The organism is Alcaligenes sp. SJTW-7 (assembly GCF_047716895.1).
Classification (GTDB): domain Bacteria; phylum Pseudomonadota; class Gammaproteobacteria; order Burkholderiales; family Burkholderiaceae_B; genus Alcaligenes; species Alcaligenes ammonioxydans.
In genome coordinates, this window is sequence record NZ_CP136682.1 from 3,060,220 (window position 1) to 3,080,494 (window position 20,275).

14 protein-coding genes are annotated in these 20,275 nt (G+C 57.3%); 4 read left to right on the plus strand and 10 right to left on the minus strand.

Going from position 1 to position 20,275, the window contains the following annotated elements; all coding sequences use genetic code 11:
• Positions 1 to 27: 27 nt before the first annotated feature.
• The 5 genes from RSQ48_RS13890 to RSQ48_RS13910 form a co-directional block, all read right to left on the minus strand.
• Entirely contained in the window at positions 28 to 807 is a 780-nt protein-coding gene (locus RSQ48_RS13890) for an ABC transporter ATP-binding protein (protein ID WP_003802260.1), read from the minus strand.
• Positions 804 to 1,571, minus strand: coding sequence for an ABC transporter ATP-binding protein (locus RSQ48_RS13895; protein WP_131070872.1), 768 nt, complete (start codon positions 1,569 to 1,571; stop codon positions 804 to 806). Before RSQ48_RS13895 ends, RSQ48_RS13890 begins: the two co-directional genes overlap by 4 nt.
• Entirely contained in the window at positions 1,568 to 3,463 is a 1,896-nt protein-coding gene (locus RSQ48_RS13900; protein WP_059318872.1) for an ABC transporter permease, read from the minus strand. The genes RSQ48_RS13895 and RSQ48_RS13900 overlap by 4 nt, the downstream gene beginning before the upstream one ends.
• A gap of 67 nt (positions 3,464 to 3,530) precedes the next feature.
• Positions 3,531 to 4,706, minus strand: a complete 1,176-nt coding sequence (locus RSQ48_RS13905; protein ID WP_100214854.1) for an ABC transporter substrate-binding protein — start codon at positions 4,704 to 4,706, stop codon at positions 3,531 to 3,533.
• A gap of 459 nt (positions 4,707 to 5,165) precedes the next feature.
• On the minus strand, positions 5,166 to 5,753 hold the full coding sequence (locus RSQ48_RS13910; RefSeq protein ID WP_415301902.1) for a hypothetical protein: 588 nt from the start codon (positions 5,751 to 5,753) through the stop codon (positions 5,166 to 5,168).
• Between the two features lie 185 nt (positions 5,754 to 5,938).
• On the opposite strand from RSQ48_RS13910, the gene RSQ48_RS13915 reads away from it, so the two are divergent.
• The gene (locus tag RSQ48_RS13915; RefSeq protein ID WP_415301903.1) at positions 5,939 to 8,374 is read left to right on the plus strand and encodes a penicillin acylase family protein; all 2,436 of its coding nucleotides are present in this window, start codon (positions 5,939 to 5,941) and stop codon (positions 8,372 to 8,374) included.
• Positions 8,375 to 8,420: 46 nt separating this feature from the next.
• Here the strand turns inward: RSQ48_RS13915 and RSQ48_RS13920 are convergent, their stop codons facing one another.
• Complete coding sequence (locus RSQ48_RS13920) at positions 8,421 to 9,554, minus strand: GGDEF domain-containing protein (protein ID WP_131070874.1); 1,134 nt, start codon at positions 9,552 to 9,554, stop codon at positions 8,421 to 8,423.
• Between the two features lie 114 nt (positions 9,555 to 9,668).
• Positions 9,669 to 10,583, minus strand: a complete 915-nt coding sequence (locus RSQ48_RS13925; protein WP_003802247.1) for a LysR family transcriptional regulator — start codon at positions 10,581 to 10,583, stop codon at positions 9,669 to 9,671.
• Positions 10,584 to 10,689: 106 nt separating this feature from the next.
• Between RSQ48_RS13925 and RSQ48_RS13930 the strand changes: the two genes are divergently transcribed.
• Positions 10,690 to 12,279 carry a sulfatase gene (locus RSQ48_RS13930; protein WP_415301904.1) on the plus strand — a complete coding sequence of 530 codons (1,590 nt, stop codon included), beginning with the start codon at positions 10,690 to 10,692 and terminating at the stop codon, positions 12,277 to 12,279.
• Positions 12,280 to 12,316: 37 nt separating this feature from the next.
• The gene (locus RSQ48_RS13935) at positions 12,317 to 13,288 is read left to right on the plus strand and encodes a Bug family tripartite tricarboxylate transporter substrate binding protein (RefSeq protein ID WP_003802244.1); all 972 of its coding nucleotides are present in this window, start codon (positions 12,317 to 12,319) and stop codon (positions 13,286 to 13,288) included.
• A 307-nt stretch (positions 13,289 to 13,595) separates the two neighbouring features.
• Here the strand turns inward: RSQ48_RS13935 and RSQ48_RS13940 are convergent, their stop codons facing one another.
• The 3 genes from RSQ48_RS13940 to RSQ48_RS13950 all read right to left on the minus strand — a co-directional run bounded on the left by RSQ48_RS13940 (position 13,596) and on the right by RSQ48_RS13950 (position 16,411).
• Entirely contained in the window at positions 13,596 to 14,570 is a 975-nt protein-coding gene (locus RSQ48_RS13940) for a Bug family tripartite tricarboxylate transporter substrate binding protein (RefSeq protein ID WP_003802242.1), read from the minus strand.
• A gap of 21 nt (positions 14,571 to 14,591) precedes the next feature.
• Positions 14,592 to 15,485: an MBL fold metallo-hydrolase gene (locus tag RSQ48_RS13945; RefSeq protein WP_039943477.1), complete on the minus strand. Its 894-nt coding sequence runs from the start codon at positions 15,483 to 15,485 to the stop codon at positions 14,592 to 14,594.
• Between the two features lie 170 nt (positions 15,486 to 15,655).
• The gene (locus tag RSQ48_RS13950; RefSeq protein WP_336580158.1) at positions 15,656 to 16,411 is read right to left on the minus strand and encodes a GntR family transcriptional regulator; all 756 of its coding nucleotides are present in this window, start codon (positions 16,409 to 16,411) and stop codon (positions 15,656 to 15,658) included.
• 196 nt (positions 16,412 to 16,607) lie between these two features.
• On the opposite strand from RSQ48_RS13950, the gene RSQ48_RS13955 reads away from it, so the two are divergent.
• Entirely contained in the window at positions 16,608 to 20,216 is a 3,609-nt protein-coding gene (locus RSQ48_RS13955) for a BTAD domain-containing putative transcriptional regulator (RefSeq protein ID WP_336580159.1), read from the plus strand.
• Positions 20,217 to 20,275 lie beyond the last annotated feature (59 nt).

Below are 20,275 nucleotides of genomic sequence, written 5' to 3' on the forward strand. Positions count from 1 at the left end.
GTACGCCCTCCTAATCGGAGCGTGACCTTAAACAGACAGGTAAGTGCGCCGCACCTGCTCGTTGGCGCTTAATTCCTGCATCGTGCCACTGTACCGTATTTGCCCTTTTTCCAGCACATAAGCCCGATCCGAAACCAGTTCGGCAAAGTGCAGGTTCTGTTCGGACAACAAGATACTGACACCGGCCTGCTTGAGTTCCAGAATCATGTTCACCATCTGCTCCACAATCACAGGCGCCACCCCTTCAGAAGGTTCGTCCAGCAAGACCAGATACGGATTACCCATCAAGGTCCGAGCCACGGTCAGCATTTGCTGCTCACCCCCGCTCATTTGTCCGCCAGGCCTGTCTTGCATCTGGCCCAGATTGGGAAACAGGCTGTACAAACGTTCGGGCTGCCAGTGAGGAGCTGCCGAGCCATCCGGCCAGCGCCGAGCCGGCTGACGGCCCACCTCCAGGTTCTCCGTGACGCTCAGGTCAGTAAAAATACGTCGATCTTCGGGCACAAAACCCAAGCCGGCACGTGCAATTTCGAAAGGCTGCTTATCGTGGATGACTTGACCCATAAACTCGATATGGCCTTTGGCTCGCTCCATCAAACCCATGATGGACTTCAAGGTCGTGGACTTGCCCGCGCCGTTACGGCCCATCAGCGCAACAACTTCGCCCCGCTGCACGGTCAAGGCAAGGTCAAACAGAATATGCGCCGCGCCATACCAGGCATTCAGGCCCTCAATACGCAGCAGGGCTTGCCCGTTCGCCCCATTTTCGCCAGCCCGTTCAGAACCGGCCCACACAGCCTGCGTCATGCTGACTCCTTGCTCTCGAATGTTTTACCTGTACCAAAATACACTTCCTGCACCTTGGGATGCTGACGGATATAGTCTGCATCCCCTTGTGCCACCAGGCGCCCCCGAGCCAGCACAAGCATGCGGTCCGAGTGCTCGAACACCACGTCCATGCTGTGTTCGGTAAACAGCACGCCCATATTGCGTTCGATCACCAGTTTCTTGGTAAGACGCATCAGCTCATTGCGCTCTTTGGGCGCCATGCCGGCTGTGGGTTCGTCCATCAGCAAAAGACGCGGATCATTGGCCAGCGCAATCGCCAACTCCACCCGCTTCACATCCCCGTAAGCCAGCTCGCTGCAGGGCCGCTCGGCCTGGCTCAGCATGCCCACCTGATTTAACAAGTCCAACGCTCGCGCACGCTCGAACTGAGCCGCCCGACGCCAGAAAGAGAAGAGCTTTTTCTGATGCGCCAGCAAAGCCATCTGCACGTTCTCCACCACGGTCAGGGACGCAAAGGTGGCCGCGATCTGAAACGTGCGACCCACGCCCATGGCCGCGATCTTGCGGGGCGCCAGCCCCACCAGTTCCTGGTCGCCCAGTCGCACTGACCCGGCTGTGGGCGTCAACTGCCCCCCTACCATATTGAACGTCGTCGTCTTGCCTGCGCCATTGGGCCCGATCAAGGCCAGAAACTCGCCGGCCTGCACATCGAACTCGATACCGTCCACGGCCAGATTGCCGCCAAACGCTTTTTTCAGCCCCCGTACTTGCAACAAACTCATGACGATGCCTCCGATGCCACGGGACGATGCGCCCAGCGCTTGAAAAAGCCAGCAATGCCCTGCGGGAAAGCCAGAACCAGCAGCAAAATCACGCCACCGAACAAGGCCCGCCAATACTGCGTGACGCCCAGAAAGAAATCCTGCAACAAGGTAAACACCGCTGCGCCTACCACCGGGCCAACCAGCGTTTGCAAACCGCCCAGCAACACCATGACCAGGCCGTCCACCGACTTGTTCACCGCAATCACCTCGGGCGATACGCTGCCTTTGGAGAAGACGAACAAGGCGCCGGCCAGCCCTGCAAATGTGCCCGCAAGAATAAAGGTCAACCACTGCACCCGCTTGACAGGTATGCCGATCGCCTCGGCCCGCAAGGCCGAATCACGGCTGGCACGCATGGCATAGCCAAAGGGCGAGAACAAAATACGCCGCAGCAGGAAGGCGGCAACCGCCACCAACAACAAAGCGAAGTAATAGTAGCGATCACCCGACAACCACTCTGCCGGCCAGATGCCCACCACGCCGTTGGAGCCGCCCGTAAAACTGTCCCACTGATACACGATTGACCACACAATCTGCGCAAAGGCCAAGGTCAGCATAGCCAGATAGACCCCGGACAGCCGCACGCAGAACCAGCCAAAAACCAGCGCCCCCAGACCCGCAACGGCCGGAGCCAGGATCAGGGACCAGCCCATGGACAAGGCCGCGGCCTTGAAAAGCAGGGCCGCCGCATAGGCACCCAGCCCAAAGTAGGCGGCATGACCAAACGAGTTCATCCCACCTGGCCCCATCATGAAATGCAGGCTCAAGGAGAACAGGGACAAGACCAGAATATCCAGGGCCAGCACAGGCGCGTAGGGGAACCAGTCGCTCAGTAAGGGCAAGGCAGCCATCACGACCAGAACCAGCAACACCATGATCTGGAAGGCCGTGCTCCCGGCCCGCAAAGGAGCTTCAATCGGAGCCGAATTACGGCTGACCGCCTGGGCGCGACCAAACAAGCCCCAGGGCCGGAACACCAGCACCACGGCCATGAAAATAAACTCCACCACCAGCGTCAATTTGGGAAAGGCAAAATCCACGCCAAACATGGTGACTGTACCCAGAGCGATACACAGCGCCTTCAATTCAGCAACGATCAACGCCGCCACGTAAGCACCGGGGATGGAGCCCATGCCTCCGACCACCACAATCACAAAGGCGTCACCGATCACGCTCAAGTCCAGCAACAGATTGGCGGGCTGACGCGGCAACTGCACGGCTCCCCCCAAACCAGCCAGAAAAGCCCCCAGGGCAAAGACGCCGGTAAACAGCCAGGCCTGATTGACACCCAGCGCGCCCAGCATTTGCCTGTCATGCGTGGCAGCACGCACCAGCACGCCCCAGCGGGTACGGGTCAGCAACAACCACAGCAAGCCCAGCACCACCGGGCCGATCACAATCAGCACCAGGTCATAAACCGGAAAGAAGCGTCCTGCAATGGAAATGGAACCGGTCAGGCCCGGGGCCAGTGGCCCGAGCAGATCCTCCGGTCCCCATACGGCAAGAGTCGCATCATTGATGACCAGCACCAACGCAAAGGTAGCCAGCAACTGGAACAACTCGGGCGCTTTATAAATACGCCGCAACAGCACGATTTCCAGTAATGCCCCCAGGGCGCCCACCAGCAGCGCCGCCACAATCAGGCCGGCCCAGAAACCCAGGGCTGAACCGCCCAGAAATTGCACCGTGGAATACGCCAGGTAGATACCCAGCATATACAAGGAGCCATGTGCAAAGTTGACAATGCGTGTCACCCCAAAGATCAGGGATAAACCTGCCGCCACCAGAAACAAAGACGATGCCTCGGCCAGTCCGTTAAGGAACTGCACCCATAAACCCGATAAGGCCATTACTGCCTCGCGTCAGAAGTGGCGCGCCAGACGGCGCGCCGATCTACGAAATACTGCGTTCTTGGAATTATTGATTGGCCGCGGCAGGACGCCACTGGCTGACCTGCTCATCCGTAGGCTGTACATCTTTGCCATCGGCATAACGGATATGGGTCATGATGCCCTTGCCATCTTGCTTGGCCAGCACACCCACATACGCCCCTTGCGTGGACTGATGATCCTGCGTGCGGTAGGTAATGGGGCCAAAAGGCGTCATCACATCCAGACCACGGAAGGCCTTGATCATGGCCTCTGTGTCCGTAGAGCCGGCTTTTTCAATCCCGGCAGCAATCGACACAATGGTGCTGTAGCCAATAATGGTGCCCAGGCGCGGGTGCTCGTTGTATTTGTCCTGATAGGCTTTCAGGAACGCATTGTGCTCAGGGGTGTCGATGGCATACCAGGGGTAGCCTGTCACGATCCAGCCCTCGGGGGTTTCCTCGCCCAATGGGTCAAGGTATTCCGGCTCACCGGTCAACATGCTGACCACGGGCAGGGCCGGGCTGAAAAACTGACGCTGATTGCCCGCCCGTACCAAACGAGCCAGATCGGAGGCAAAAAGCACATTAAAGACGGCATCAGGCTTGGCCTCGGACAAGGCCTGCACCACAGCACCCGCATCCACTTTGCCCAGCGGCGTGGCCTGCTCGGCCACAAACTCGATATCGGGCTGGGCTTCTTTCATCAAGGTCTTGAAGGTGGCAACAGCCGACTGACCGTATTCGTAGTTGGGGTACACAATCGCCCAACGCTTCTTGTTCAGCTTGACCGCCTCGGGCACGAGCATGGCCACCTGCATGTAGGTGGAATTGCGCAGACGGAATGTGTAGCGGTTGCCATCGGCCCAGACGATCTTGTCCGTCAGGGGTTCACTGGCCAGGAAAAAGACTTTCTTGTGCTTGGCAAAGTCCGTAATGGCCAGACCGATATTGGACAGGAAAGTCCCGGTCAGCACATCCACCTTCTCACGCGAGATCAATTCCTCGGCAGCGCGTACTGCATCGCCGGGATTGGAATTGTCATCCTTGATGATCAACTGCAACTGCTTGCCGTGAATCCCCCCGGCCTGATTGATCTGCTCAACCGCCAGCTCCATCCCGTTTCGATACGGCCCCAAAAATGCAGGCTGGGACTTGTAGCTGTTCAGCTCCCCAATCTTGATCACGTCTTGGGCAACAGCGGCGCTCCCCAAGGTTTGCAACATCATCGTTCCTGCCAGTGCTACCCCTGCAAATGTCTTGTTCATTGTCTTCTCCGTGGGCTTGTGAGGCGAAACACGACTCAGCAACTTGTCTTGTTTTAGTGATTTAAAGTGTACACATGGTATTTTTGCGAGTAAATCGGCCAAGACCTAGGGATATACCCTTGAACACTTTAAACATAAAACACAACAAGCCACGCAGAAAGCCGATAAAGCAAGGAAACCGAGAAGAAAATGAGCAGAAAAAGCTGTTTGCCCCAGGCTCGAGAAATTGCCGATATACAGTGACTACACTCAATAAGCCCAAGGATTACAACACTAGCACCCCGCTTCGTTCCTGCACGCGCCGAATCATGGATTTCATAAACTGCTCCATCATATCCGGCAATGGGGCATTAATCGGCTAAAAAACCCGGGATGAGGGGGGCGACCCGACACGTCAGCCACGGTTTGGGCCCGATCTCATCCACTGCGTGTCTCATGCACATTTTGCCCCGCGGAAGGCAAATCATAGAGTTGGGGGGTACGGGTAGGATTGAAGTCCTGCCATTGGCCCTCGCTCCAGGTGCCATCCGCCCATTCGATGGCATAACCACCGCCCTGCTGCATCTGACGCACCAGCGCGGCCTCATCGGCCTGCCCCAGGCGCACCGCCAGCATGACTCCGGAGACTCGGTTCAAAGGTTCTCGGACAGGTTTGCGGCCTCCCAGTTTCACAATTCCCCCCACCATGGCACCCACATACGCCCCCAGCGCCAGAAAGGCAATCAGCACAAACTGTGGCCAGCCCGTCATGCCAAGCAACCACCAACCCACCGCTAAGCCGAGCACGGCCCCCACCACCCCGCCCACCATGGCTCCCAGCCCGCCGCCACGCGCCGCCTTGTCCAGGGTCCTGTCGCCTCCAATCGGGTATTGGGCATGCTGGCCTCCAGGCTTGAGATAGAAAATCTGCCTATCTCGCTCTTCCACACCCTGGGTTCGCAGCATTCCGGCCACTTGCTGGGCTTGCTCAAAAGTATCGAACTGCGCGGCGATAATGCGTTCCATGACTTGGCTCCCTCAGGAAAATAGACACCCGTGACCCAGCAACTTCTGTTCCTGTCCGTCTTCGGATACTGGGGAAATCCTCTATAAAGCTTCAACTGGAAATATCAATACCTAAAGAATTTTGACGTTATATTCTCAGAATATAAAAAAACGTGCGCCTGCAAGGCAGCTCATGAGGAGACCTGATGTTGACTTCCCCCCGTCGCTTCCCATCCCGGCTAGGCCTGGGTCTGCTGACCACCAGCCTGCTACTGGCCGCCTGCGCCACCACGCCTCCTGCGGATCGCAGTGTCACCATCAAACGCGATCACTACGGCACACCGCATATTTATGCGGACAGCACCTACGGCCTGTTTTATGGCTATGCCTATGCAGTGGCCACTGACCGTCTGTACCAGATGGAAATTGCCAAGCGCTCGGGCTGGGGAACGGTAGCCGAAGTGCTGGGACCGGACTTTCTGGAGCTGGACAAAGTCACCCACACAAATATCGACCCGGACTCCATCCGCCAGCAACTGGCCGCCCTGTCCAACGAGGATCGCGCCATGTTTGAAGGCTATGCCGCCGGGTTTACCCAGCGCGTGCGCGAGGTGAAAGCCCAGCCAGATACCTTGATGCCCAAGGAGTTTCTGGATAAGGGCTTTGAGCCGACCGAATGGCAGCCCGAAGACATTGCCATGGTTTGGGTGGGCCTGATTCTGAACCGCTTCTTTGCCGGGACGGCAGAAGTGGCCAATCTGAATCTGCTGGAAACCCTGAAGGCTGATCAGGGTGCGGAGCGTGGCGAACAACTGTACAAGCAATTGCGCTGGCTGAACGACCCCACCGCCCCCACCATCATTCCCCAGCCCGAGGTCAAGACCGCGCTGGCCGATCTGCCCAGGCATTTGCAAGCCCTGTCCTCGCAAGCGGCGCAAGACTATCTGCATAAGCAAGCCCTGGCCCTGGGTCCCACCGTGGCCGCTGGCACGCCTACGGCCAGCAATGCCTGGCTGCTGGGCCCCGCAAAGACGACTCATGGTCATGCCGTGCTGTACAACGGTCCTCAACAAGGCTGGTACACCCCGTCCATTACCTATAGCGTTGGCCTGCACGGAGCCGGTTACGATCTGACAGGCAGCACTGCCGTTGCCCTGCCCGCTATCCTGTTCGGTACCAATGGCCAAATTGCCTGGGGCTCTACCGTCGGTTCGCTCGACACCAACGACGTCTACCAATTGCGCTTGAAAGAAGGCGACCCGCACCGTTACTGGTACAACAACGCCTGGCGTCCCATGGAGCACAAGCAGGTGCGTATCAAAGTGCGCGGGCAAGACGATGTGATGCTGGATGTATACCGTGCGGCTCAAGGCTATGTCAGCAGTTGGGACCAGAAAAACAACACCGCCTACGCCAACCGCCGCAGCTGGGAGGGTCGGGAAATTGAAACCCTGCTGGGCTGGGCTCATGCGGCCAAAGCCAGGAACTGGGAAGAGTTCATGGCCCAGGCTGCCCGCGTCAGCGCCTCCATTACCTGGTTCTATGCGGATACCAAAAACAATATCGGTGCCGCCGCACTGGGTCTTTTACCCCAGCGCCCGGCCAGGCAGGCCATTCAGTTCCCTGCCGCCGGCGATGGCAGCATGGAATGGCAGGGCTTTCTGAGCTTTGACCACAACCCCAAAATCCTGAATCCGCAGCAAGCTTATATTGCCAGCTGGAACAACAAGGCCTATAGCGCCTTGCTGGCAGACAACTCCAACTTTTCCTATGTGGACCGCGTGCAGGAATTGCTGGCTCCTTTGCAAGCCAAACAACGCCTGAGCGACGAAGAGATCTGGGGTATCGATTCCCTGGGCGCTCGCTCTGACCTGAATGCGCGTTACTTTGTGCCCTTCATTCAGGAGGCGGCCCAACTACCCCACGCCAGTGCCTTGGCTCGTCAAGCTGCCGAACAATTGAAAGGCTGGGATTACAAGCTGCACGTGAGCAACGATGGCAAGCACTACGAAGGCAGTGCCCCGGCCATCATGCAAGCCTGGATGCATGCCGCGGTGCCCGTCTTTCTGCAAGGTCGTTTGCCTGACAGCATCTACAAGACCTACACGCAAAACCTGTATCCCGCCATGGATGACCCGCGCAGCGCGCAGCCAGCCGCTGCGGCCAAACTGATCTGGAATGCGATCCAGGGCCCGGCTGCCGGTGTCCCGCAAACAATTGATTTTCTCCAGGGCCGCCCTGCCCCGGAGCTGGTCCTGGAAGCGTTGGAGAAGGCCGTCGTCCATTTGCAAAAGTTGCAAGGCGCACAGCCCGCACAATGGCGTGCCCCGGCAGTTTCCATGTTGTTTGCAGCTCGCAACGCGATCGGGGTGCCGTGGTCTGACCCAGCCTATGAGCATCGTGTGACGCCGTATCTGAACACCGGCAGCGCTCACTTCCAGTACGTAATGGACCCAAGCGGGGTGCGTATGTGCTCGATCATGCCGCCAGGACAAAGCGGCTTTATCAACCCCAAAGGGCAAGCCGATCCGCATTACTCGGATCAGCTGGACATGTTTGCCTCGTTCAAGTGCAAGCGCGATGCCATCAGCGCATCAGACATAGACAGCGCCAGTGAAACCACCCAGACCTTGCACTACTAACACGGCCATGAAAAACGGGACCTGAACCACATCAGGTCCGCTTGTCTTATGAGAAGACGGTAGGGATCGATTCCTGGGTCACCACCTGATTGCGTCCCGCCCGCTTGGCCTGATACAAAAGCTGGTCAGCCCGCATTAAGGCCTCTTCAATGGCCTGCCCAGGCTGACACGGCGCCAAGCCTAGGCTGGCCGTAATCTGAAAAGGCTCACGGTCGTGGTTATAAAAGGTTTGTGCCTGGACCTGCTGCAAAAGAATATGGGCAAAGCTCAAGGCTTGCGCGTCGCTGCGGCCAGCCAGAATCAAGACAAACTCTTCGCCACCATACCGGGCCGCCAGATCATGGGCTCCCAAATGCGCCTTGAACAAAGCCGCAGTGCGCGTCAGGACATCATCCCCTACCGAATGGCCGTGCGTATCGTTGATCTGTTTGAAATGATCCAGGTCCACCATCAATACATGCAAACGCTCCTGTACCGGGCCCTGCCCCAGTTGGCGGCTAACCGCCCCCCGGTTCAGCAAGCCGGTCAAGGTATCGTGCGTGGCTTGTCGATACAGCCGCAATAACAAGCCAAGGTGAAAGTAATTGGCGGTCAGGCCCACCACCAGCAAGGCGCTCAAGAGCCAGAGGTCCTGCAAGCCTTTCGCGCTGAGCCAGGTCCCCGAGCTGACGCTGGCCAGAATCTGCAGGGCAATCAGGGCGCCCCCCACCAAAGCGGATTCAAGCAGCGTAAACGGAAAAATACTTAACGTGGCCACCAGCAAAAAAGGGATAAAGCCATACCCCAGCACGACATAATGCGCGGCCCCTGACAGAGTCAACAACATATATGCATAAAAGGAAGCTGGCAAAATAAACACCAGGCCACTCAATACATAAATACGGGTAATGCGTTGATGGCCGTGGAAGGCCAGCCAGACACACGCGATCAGGCCCGCCAGGCTCAGGATACGGACTGCCATCAGGTGAGCAGGCCAACTGGGCAAAACCAGCCAGTCCATCAAGGTCCACAGCGGGGTGAGCAACGCGAACAGCAAACCGACCAGAACTACCCGGCTGCGCAAATACTCCATACGGGCATGAATGAAGTCACGAGAATGATACTTCCCGCTCAGTGTGTCGCGCACCGAGCTAATACTGATTGCTTGCAAGTTTTTCCAGCCTTTCAGAACTGTTCCCATCAATCAATTCGCCAAGAAGAAACAAAGTAACATAACGGCAATTTTTAGTTACACGGATATAAAAAACAAGCTGTCAATTCTTTCAGGGTCGGCCAGCGCCGACCCCTTTTACATTCACGCTGCTTGCGCCTGTTGACTCATCCAGCTAATCACTTCTTCCAACATCGGTTCGCCCGAATCCTGCGGGCGCCACAACAGGCCCAACTGACCGTGCAAACGCTGATCACTCCAATCCAGTTCCAGGATGCACAGTTCCGGGTAGACCGGCACCATGCTGCGCGTCATCGGGACTAGAAAATCACTGCCTACCGCCACACGTGCATTGGTATGTGCGTAAGCCGATTCAATGGCACAAGTGGGATAAGTCAGACCCTTGGCATCCAGACTCAACTCGAAACTGCGTCGCATAGGGCTATTCCGAGGAGGCAGTATCCAGGGATAGTCCAGCGTTTGCTCCCAGGTAATCTCCTTTTGCTGGGCCAGCGGATGCTCGCGCCAGGCGGCCACGCCCAACGGCACCATGCCTAGCGGCAAATAGGCCATTGCCGGATTGCGCCCGGCCTCATCCACCCGGCCAATCACCAGATCCAGCTCACCCTGTTCCAGATTGCGGCTCAAGACATCCAGGGTGCCCTCCTGAATGCGAATATGGCACTGGGGATCACGCTGGTGCAAATACACCAATAACTGTGGCAAATAAACTGCGGCCACCATCGGTGAAATACCCAGCGTGAACTGCTGACGAAAACCCTGCCGGTATTGTTCCAGCGTGGCATTCATGCGATCGAGGCGATTGAGCACACCCTGCGCCTGGGAAACCAATGCCAAGGCAGCGGGCAACGGTTCAATACCCCGCGCATGGCGCTCAAATAAGGGCATGCCTATATTGTCCTCAAAATCCTTGAGCCATTTGGACAAGGCAGGCTGAGTCATATTGGATTGCCGGGCGACATCGCTCATGCTTTTTTGTTCACACAAACGAATTAAAACCTGCAAATGCTTCAAGCGAATGCGTTCACTCCAGCTCATGACTTACCTATATGAAAGGGGTATAGATACCTGCCAGTTATTCAATTTAACATTATGGCCACAGCTTCCATAATGGGTATACCCAAAGCTACAAAATAGGCAATGCATGTCTCAATCCGTACCCAATTTTTTACTGATCATCGCCGATCAACTCCGCGCGGACCATTTGGCTTGTTATGGCAATAAAGAAATAAAAACACCCAATTTGGATGCATTGGCAGCCCGCGGCTGGCGTGCTGACCGATTTTACGTCGCCACCCCCATTTGCATGCCCAATCGTGCTTCGCTGATGACGGGCCGCATGCCTTCCTTGCATGGGGCCCGTCACAACGGCGTTCCCCTGCCGCTGGAATCCAATACCTTCGTCGATGTATTGCGCCAGGCCGGCTGGGGCACCGCGTTGGTGGGCAAGGCACATCTGCAAAATATAACGGATACTCCGCCCTTGTACCCACGCCCGGAAGATCCCCCTACCCGGGGCGAGGCACGCGCACCTTTAGCGACCAACGATTACGGACAGGAATGCGGGCAATGGTGGCGTGATCGCGCCGATCACGGTGTGCAACTGCCGTTTTACGGCTACGAGCACGTAGATCTGGCTATCGATCACGGCGATCAGGTCTGGGGCGACTATGGACGCTGGCTGCAAAACGAACACCCTGACATCGCCGCCCTATCTGGCCCTGAAAACGCCATCCCGACCCCGGACTATGCGTTAAGCCGCATTGGACAGGCCTGGCGCACCCGCGTGCCAGAAGAGTACAGCACCACGGCCTGGATTGGGGAGCGCACCCGCGCCATGCTGGATCACTATGCACAGGAACAGCAACCTTTCTTCATTCAGTGCTCCTTTCCCGACCCACATCATCCCTTCACCCCCCATGGCCAGTACTGGGATATGTACAAGCCGGAAGACGTCAGCCTGCCCGACTCCTTCCACCTGGGCTCGCACCCCTTGCCGGCCCACCTGCAACTGCTTCATCAATTGCGCGATGAAGGCAAGGCAGTCAAACATACCCCTACGCTGTTTGCCTGCACCGAGCGCGAGGCCCGGGAGGCCATCGCCCTGAATTATGGCTCCATCACTCATATTGATGCCGAGATCGGTCGCATTCTGGACCATCTGGAGCATACGGGACAGGCGGACAACACCATCGTCATGTTCATGAGCGATCATGGTGACTTCATGGGCGATCATCAGTTATTGCTCAAGGGCCCCTTGCACTACCAAAGCATTATTCGCAGTCCCTTTATCTGGTTTGATCCCCGAGCTGCGCAAACGCAAGGCACCAGTGCAGCGGTCTGCTCTACCATTGATATCGCGCCTACCGTGCTGGAGCGTGCAAACCAGTTACCTTACAACGGCATTCAGGGCCGCTCCTTGCTGAAACTCATGCACAATGACGCCCAGACCTGGCGCAGCGGCGTGCTGATCGAAGAGGAAAACCAGCGCAAACTGTTTAATACCCCGATCCGCACCAAACTGCGTTCACTTGTGACGCCACAGCATCGCATCAGCTTGTATGAGGGTGGACAGATCGGCGAGCTGTATGACCTGCACGCCGATCCGCTGGAACAACATAATTTGTGGAATGAACCCGATGCGCAAGCCTTGAAAACCAGGCTTTTGTGTCAATTGATCGATACCATGATGGCTCACAGTGAAACCAGTCCCTTGCCTTTGGCGATAGCGTGAGCTGACTACTCTTAACCATCCTTATCTGGAGACATCTATGCCCACCCTTTCCTTGCTGCGCAACGTAAGCATTTGTGCGCTGATCCTACCTTTGGCTACACCCGTCCAAAGTGCCGAGGTGGCCACCATTGTGGTCAGCTCCGTAGCAGGCGGTCCGCTGGATGTCCTGGGTCGCATGTTGGCCCGCGAGGCCAGCGAAACGACGGGCCAGACAATTGTGGTGGAGAACCGTGCCGGTGCGGCCGGCACCATCGCGGCCGAAGCGGTAGGGCGAGCCAAACCGGATGGCAATACCTTGCTGTTGACGCTCGATACGGTGGCCACGGCCAACCCGCACATTTACGTCAACAGCAAGTTCAAGATTGACGAGTCTCTGGAACTGGTTTCCTTGCTGGGCACTTTTGACCAGGTTCTGGTGGTACCCAGCAAAACCGGCATCAAGTCTCCGGCAGAGTTCCTGGAGCGCGCCCGCGAGAAACCGATGAATTATGGCTCCGCAGGCATGGGGTCGCCCGGTCATTTGATGATGTCTGCCCTGACACAGGACAGCGGCATCAAGCTCGATCACATTCCCTATCGCAGCAATAGCGCGGTGGTCAACGATATGTATGGCGAGCGCCTGGACAGCGGTTTTCTGACGATTGCCGGTGTTTTAGGCCCCATCAAGGAAGGCCTGTTGACGCCCCTGGCAACCTCTGGCGGCAAGCGCAATCCTTTGCTGCCCGAGGTCCCGACCTTGGCCGAAGCCAAATTGCCAGGTTTGGAAAACTTTGACGAGAGCTTCTCGTACCTGGTTTTCACCACCAAGGGTTCGCCCCCAGAGAAGGTCAAGGCCTGGAACGCGCTGCTGAGCGATATCGTCAAGCGTCCTTCTACCGCAGAAACCTTGCGGATGCTGGATATTCAGGCGTACGACTCGTCCAAGGTGTCTGCGGCCCAGTGGGTGCAGCAACGCAGCGCTCGCTGGGAGCAGATCGTGCGCGACAACAATATTCGCTCTGATCAGTAATCATTGAGCTTAGGGCCCCTGATTTCAGGGGCCCTTTTTTATGGGCAGACTAGTGCAAAGACATGACTGAGGGCCTGCTTGCTTCGTTGCCTTGTCTTGAGGTGAAAACACAAGGGATGGTCACGATGCCGCTCATCATCGCTTCCGTCTACACAGCACCACACCACGTTTGAATGGCCTGGGCATGAGCCCTTGGAGGCCGGGTGCGACGTGGCGCCCGACCCAGCACGCTGACCAGGGCAACCATGCGCGGCGTGGGCAAGCGCCCTGCCAAGACACGCCAAGCCCCGGATCAAGCAGCACTCCATCAGTCCAAACTAATCCCAGCCTTAGTGACGATGTCATGCCAGTAATCCGCCTCCGCAGGCAATCCCTTGCGAAACTCCTCGGCAGACACCTTGGACAGCAGATAGCCCTGATCCAATAGCTTTTGACGAATCTCGGGATTTGCCAGCACGTTCTCCAAGGCAGTTTCAATCTTGCCCACAATGTCCGTATCCGTCCCTGCCGGAACAGCCAGGGCCCACCAGTTGCTGATCACCACATCTTTGTAGCCCAGCTCGTCCAAAGTCGGCACATCGGGTAAGACCGGGAGACGCTCTGGCAAGGCCACCGCCAAGGCCTTCAGACGCCCTTCTGGCAAAAAGGCGGCGCCCAGTCCATAGCTGCTGACAAACATCTGCACCTCATTGCTCAGCAAAGCCTGAATACCCGGTGCCGAACCCCGGTAATGAATGCCCAGCATGTCGCCCTCCATCACCTCGGACAGCTTCCAGGCCGACAACTCGGGGGTGGTTCCCGCTCCTGGTGTTCCATAATTCACCTGGCCTTTGCGCTGCTGAACATACTCCCGGAACTCGGCCATGTTGTTGACCGGCAATTGCCCATTCACATAAACCAGCGCCGCCGCATCGGCCACCTTATTGATCACATACAGATCCTTGAAAGGGTCGTAACCCATGTTCTTGTACAAGAACTGATTGATCACAAAGTTATTGGTCGCCGAAAACAACAAGGTGTAGCCGTCCGGCTTGGAGCGGGCCACCATTTGCGTGCCGATATTACCGCCCGCCCCGGTTTTGTAATCCGTAATCACCGTCTGCCCCAACTCGCGGGAGAGTTCGGGCTGCAAAATACGAAAAATAATATCCCCCGCCGCGCCCGGAGGGTAAGGAATCACCACCCGCACAGGGTGATCGGGATAATCCGCCCAGGCCGGCGCCGCCGCCCCCATGCAAAGCGTGGCCATCAGGCCCAAAACTGTTTGTTTGATTACCTGCATTTTGTCTCCCCCGCGTGCCTTTTACAGGTCTATACGCATCAAGTCTGTTGCCAGTCGCAAATCGCCTTTATAGCTCTTGCGAATATCCCGAGCCACCTCGTCCAGACGCTCCGGGCCCATCAGATCAACCGGCAGGTGATTCGCGGCCGCACGTTTAATCACTGGACTGGTAGAGTCGTAATGCCCGAAATGCGTGGCCACTAAACTCTTCACATTGGCACGGCGTGCAATTTCCCCCAATTGCAACGGACTGGTATGGGCAAAGGTGCCCACCCCGGACTCGGCACGATGTTTCAGGAAGGACTCGGGGAAGGTGCATTCGTGAATCAGCAAATCGGCATCCTGCGCCAAACGGATCATGGATTCGCACGGCGCGGTATCGCCACTGAATGCCACCACCTTGCCTTCGGCTTCCATACGAATGCCAAAACAGTCCGTAATTTCGCTGGGGATATGGTCAACCACGTCAATGTAGATCTTGACGTCCTCATCTTCATACATCAGACCTGGCTCCACCTCGAACACCTCTGGGCGCACAGCCTCGATGTTCTTCTGACGAGCCGGGTAAGCCGCACGGGCCTGGATATCCACGCGAAACGCGCCGTTCTCGAAAGAATGATCCACAAAATCCTGGGTGCCTTTCGGGCCGAAGACCTTGAGCTTGCCTTCGCGGTTAAAAACCCAGCTGGACAGCACAAAAAAGGGCAGTCCGCAAACATGGTCATAGTGCAAATGGCTTAAAAATACCCAAGGCACATCCGCCGGATTGATATTGGCCTTGACCATCTGGCGCGTGGAGCCTTCGCCGCAATCGAACAAATAGTTCTTGCCGTTTTCCAGGGTCACCAAAATGGACGACTGGGCACGGTCGGGATCTGGCAGCGCAGCGCCGGTGCCAAGCATGGTTATCTTCACGTCAAACTCCTTCAAACTGATAAAAATATCCGGCACCTGAACCGTGCCTATTCCATAAAGTCATAAAGTTCTATTTTTAGTACTTTATAGGAAAAGTGTACACTCCGCCCTCACGACGAATAACTTGGTGTTTTTACCTAGAAGGCGGACAGACGCGCGCCACGCCTGGATTAAGGAGCGTAAAGTCCGGGGGTCAACTCAGTCTGAATGCTGAGATACTTGGCCGGGTAAAAGACCTGCGCGGCATAGACCAGTTGATTGTCACGATTCACAATCAAACGAATGACCCGCACTACGGGCATGCCTATGTCCATATGCAAATGACGAGCCAGATCCGCATCGGCTACCCGGACCGTCAAGGTCTGACGAACCGTATGGATCTGCTCACGCGCCAGACGGTTGAGCACCAAAAGCACCGGCTCCTGGCTCAAATCAGGCTGCAAGGTCTGAGCCAAGGAATCGAGCACATAGACCGTATTGAGACTATAGGCCACCCCGTCGGTATAGTTAACGCGGCTGGTCCACCAATAATCATCAGGCAGGGACTGGCCAGTAATCTCGATAGGCAAGGGCCCCCGGCCCTGGCCCAGCTCCACCATCACCGAATCCAGACGCGTCAGATGCTCAATCAGGGCCTGCCAGTTGGTTGGCAACATCAGCCAATGATCCTGCGCAACGTCGCCAATCACAAAGGTGCCCTTGCCTCGCGTGCGTTCGATCAGGCCTTCTTGCTCCAGCTCGTCCAGCGCGGCACGGACCGTGGCACGAGAAACGCCATATTCCTCCATCAGCTCTTCCAGCGTGGGAATGCGGGTTCCCACAGGCCACTCCCCCCGTTCCAGGCGCGCCCGCAAGGTATATTTCACTTTCAGAGAAAGAGGCAATTTGGACTGCTTGCGCAGTGAAGAGCGTGTAGGGTCCACCATACAAATAGGCATGCCAGCCCAAGAAAATAATCAGCCCACATCATAGCCTGCGATGTGCGGGGTCGCCGATAGGGCAAAAAAGGTTTAATGCAGGACAGCCAAGGCGTTTATTTTTGCAAAATTTCGTAAACGAAAATTAAACGGATCGGATACATTATCCCAATCATTGCTTAACTCTTGATACGAGCCCGAGCCCATGGATGTTCTGCCCTCCTCTGCCTCGCACTTGGCCCAAATTTACCTACTCGGCACCTACCGATTACGGGTTCAAGGACAATGTCGCGCCAATATTATCAATTACGATAAAGCGCGGATTCTGCTGTCCATGCTCGCATTGGCGCAGGGCAAACCCATCAGCCGCAGCCGTCTTGCGGAAACAATCTGGCACGAAGACCCCATCAGCGTCGGGCGTGCCCGTTTGCGTCATGCACTGCATGCCTTGCGCCGGGCCTTTGAAGGGTGCGATCAGGTCTTGCACATTACCAATGACACCTTGGCACTGGACCCCTGTCACGCCCAGGTAGACGTACTGAGTCTGCTGCAACACCCCAGCCAGCCAGCCTTAAGCGATCTGGAACGCCTGAACCTGTATCAGGGTCCTTTGCTGGGACAGGTCAAACTGCATCATGGCGAGCAATTGCAAGACTGGCTGCAAGAGACGCAACAAACCATTCGCCAAACCCTGTCGCACTGCCGCGACCGGTATATCGAGTCCGGGCTGGACACGCTGCCCCCCGCGCAAGCGATCAGTTATCTCAAACGCTGGCTGCTGATCTGGCCCGAAGAAGAAAAACTGCATCAAGCGCTGATCCGCCTGCTCAAGCAAGAAGGCCAACACGAAGCCGCGTTGCAAGCGTATGAGCAGTGCTCGGTCTTGCTGGCCGATCGCCTGGGGTGCGAACCCAGCGCCCAGACACGCAGTCTGGTCGATCTGCCCGCGCGCTCGGCCCCCCATGCCAAAGCCTTGTCCACCACCGTCCAATTGCGCCTGCGTCCCTTGGCCGCGGTCGGCTTTTGCCTGCGCTTTGAACCCGGCCATCGTCATGCCCGTGAAAAAGGCGGTCAACTGCTCGAGCAAAGCCGCCAGACCCTGCTCCAGTTGATCGAGGATCATGGCGGCTGGGCCAGTGAGGCGGGCCCCAGTCAAGTGCTGGCCTATTTTGGCTACCCGGACCTACTGGAGTCGCCCATCACCCAGGCGGCGACTTTGGCACGGGTTGCGGCCACCGTGCGCATGGATGAACATATCAAGCTGAGCATCGCCATTCATGCAGACCTTGTCATGGACGATCAAAGCCCCTGTCCAGACCCGTGGGGACAATTGGCCCAGGTGGTCTTGCCCTTGAGCTGGGAGGCGGCCCCCGGGGCGCCGCGCGTCACCTTTCAAGCCGCATTGCGACTGGACCCCAAAGATGTACAAGGCCCGGTGGGCCGCCACAATGAAGCGCTCTGGCTCAACCTGAGCCCCTCAGACATTGACGCTGTACGGCTGACCAGCCGTGTCTACGGCCGCTCTCAAGAGTTCGATCATCTGGTGCAGGCCTGGTCGTATATAGGCCCCAACCGGTCCCTGCATCACATTGCCATCCATGGCCGAGCCCATATTGGTAAAAGCCTGCTGGTCCAGTCTCTGGCAGATTATGTACAAAAAACCGCCCATCACTGCATCGTCCTCCATTGCCGCGAAGATAAGCGCCGTGTCGCCTGGCACCCCATCCGTCTTTGGCTGCACGAGCAAATTGCCAATTACATCACCGCACAAACCGGTAAACAGCGCGACCCCTTTTCCATTCAAACCCTGCAAGAAGCGCTTGAACTGAGTCCCAAGCAAGCGCAATCCCTGCATGAGTGGCTAAACAGCGGGCCAAACGAACAGGACTTGAACGAGCCCTCTACGGCGCATACCGACCTTCTTTTCAATCTGCTCAGCGGCCCAGGCAGCGCCCCGCGCCGTCGCCTGCTGATTATCGAAAACGTGCAATGGGCCGACCCGCCCACCCAGCGTCTGATCCGACTGCTCTCGCATACCACGCCCCGTCATCCAACCTTGCTGCTGACCACCAGCCGCAAACCGGGCCACGGCATGGAACGCGCCGAACACCTGAATCTACGGGCACTGGACCGCTCCAGCATCAACAGTCTTCTGAGCGGGCAGCGCGGGCAGCGTCTGGCGCGCGACAAACGCAGCCGGCTGGTCAAGCTCAGTGCCGGCAACCCGGGCCATGCCAATGAACTGCTGCGCTGCCATGAGCTCAATTGCGAATGCAGCCACGCGCTGCGCCTGACTGACCTGATCTGCACGCAATACCACAGCCTGTTGCCCGCGACGCGACACATCCTGACCAGCATTGCCCTGCATGAGCAGGCTATTTGCATCAACGAGCTTGGCCTGATGCTGCGTCTGGACAATACGGCCCTGAGCAGCGGTCTGGATACACTGGCCACGCTGGACCTGATTGATTTAGACGGCAAACACGTATCCTGCCTGCCGCTGATCGCCCAGGCGCTGGAGCGTGTGGCCATGCAGGAGGAGTTGCGTCAGGCTCACTATGCCATTGCCCAACACGGCATACGCCGTCGCCAGGCACCTGCCCATATTGCCCTGCACCTGTGCGAGGCGGAAAGCCCTGAAGCGGCCTTCTGGTGGCAGCGTGCGGCCCGCGAGGCCCTGGCACAAAGCGATCTGCGTCAGGCCAGTCAGTATTTGCAGCGTTCACTCAACCGCAGTGAGCTGATTGAAGACCTGCAGGTGCGTCAAACCCTGCAATTTGAATGTCGCATGTTGCAAGGCGCGATTGAATCGTCCCTGTACGGCCCGGCCTCGGCCTCGACCGCCATGGCCTATGAATTGGGTCATGAGCTTCAGGACGAGCAGGATTCCGACCAGGTCATGATCAGCCTGTGGACGGCCTGGTCGGCATTGCATGCACAAGGCAACTTTGAGCAGGCTTTGCACAAAGCACGCCAACTGCTGGCGCTGGCCAATGAAACCAACCATGACCAGAACCGCAGCTGGGCCTTGTACGCGATCGGTCAACACGAACTGTGGAAAGGAAACATCAACAATGCCATTCAGACGCTGAATCTGAGCCTGGCCGTCTTTGATGATTTGAAAGAGCAAAACAGCCGACGCGCGATTGCCGAGCATTTTCCCCAATCGATTACCTTCGGAACCTTGAGTGTGGCCCTGGCCCTGAAGGGCGATCAGGATGCCTCTCAACAGCACGCTCGCCTGGCCTTGCAAAGCCTGCGTTCAGACACCATTTTTTCGCTACGCGCCATCACCCATTTGTTCGTGATGCAGGCCTACTACCTGATGGAGCAACTGGAAGACTGCCTGCAAGTGGCCGAACTGTCCTTGCACGAGCTTCAGAAGTCACACAATCCCGAGCCCTGGTCGGCGCTGAGCCGCTCGTTCCTGTACTACTGCCAGGTCATGTTGTACGGACGGGAAAGCAGCATGCAGTTCCTGCTCGATTGTGTGCAAATTGCCCAATACGGCCTGCCCATCAGCACTGATGGACTGATGAGCCGGATTGCCCGCGCCATGATTCGCCTGGGACGCAGCAATGAAGCCATGCCCTGGCTGGACAAGGCTGCCGCTCAGGGGCTGCGCTATGACACGGGCAGCATGGGGGCCGAGTTGCATTGTGTGCGTGGCGACGCCTGGATGGCGTTGGGGGAAAACGCACAGGCCTTGCAGGAATGGAATCTGGCTGAACAGCAGATGGAAAAACACGGCCTGTATCGCTACGCCGACTGGATTCGGGACCGTCGGCAAGCCGTTCAAAAGCTCAAGGTCTAGCCCCACCTTGCCGGTGCGCTTGCCAGCAGCAGCCTTGCGCCGTTTAAACAGGATAGCGG

Excerpts from the sequence above, each read along its gene's own strand:
- RSQ48_RS13890 (WP_003802260.1), bottom strand. The coding sequence starts at position 807 with ATGACGCAGGCTGTGTGGGCCGGTTCTGAACGGGCTGGCGAAAATGGG.
- RSQ48_RS13895 (WP_131070872.1), bottom strand. The coding sequence starts at position 1,571 with ATGAGTTTGTTGCAAGTACGGGGGCTGAAAAAAGCGTTTGGCGGCAAT.
- RSQ48_RS13900 (WP_059318872.1), bottom strand. The coding sequence starts at position 3,463 with ATGGCCTTATCGGGTTTATGGGTGCAGTTCCTTAACGGACTGGCCGAG.
- RSQ48_RS13905 (WP_100214854.1), bottom strand. The coding sequence starts at position 4,706 with ATGTTGCAAACCTTGGGGAGCGCCGCTGTTGCCCAAGACGTGATCAAG.
- RSQ48_RS13910 (WP_415301902.1), bottom strand. The coding sequence starts at position 5,753 with ATGGAACGCATTATCGCCGCGCAGTTCGATACTTTTGAGCAAGCCCAG.
- RSQ48_RS13915 (WP_415301903.1), top strand. The coding sequence starts at position 5,939 with ATGTTGACTTCCCCCCGTCGCTTCCCATCCCGGCTAGGCCTGGGTCTG.
- RSQ48_RS13920 (WP_131070874.1), bottom strand. The coding sequence starts at position 9,554 with ATGGGAACAGTTCTGAAAGGCTGGAAAAACTTGCAAGCAATCAGTATT.
- RSQ48_RS13925 (WP_003802247.1), bottom strand. The coding sequence starts at position 10,583 with ATGAGCTGGAGTGAACGCATTCGCTTGAAGCATTTGCAGGTTTTAATT.
- RSQ48_RS13930 (WP_415301904.1), top strand. The coding sequence starts at position 10,690 with ATGTCTCAATCCGTACCCAATTTTTTACTGATCATCGCCGATCAACTC.
- RSQ48_RS13935 (WP_003802244.1), top strand. The coding sequence starts at position 12,317 with ATGCCCACCCTTTCCTTGCTGCGCAACGTAAGCATTTGTGCGCTGATC.
- RSQ48_RS13940 (WP_003802242.1), bottom strand. The coding sequence starts at position 14,570 with ATGCAGGTAATCAAACAAACAGTTTTGGGCCTGATGGCCACGCTTTGC.
- RSQ48_RS13950 (WP_336580158.1), bottom strand. The coding sequence starts at position 16,411 with ATGGTGGACCCTACACGCTCTTCACTGCGCAAGCAGTCCAAATTGCCT.
- RSQ48_RS13955 (WP_336580159.1), top strand. The coding sequence starts at position 16,608 with ATGGATGTTCTGCCCTCCTCTGCCTCGCACTTGGCCCAAATTTACCTA.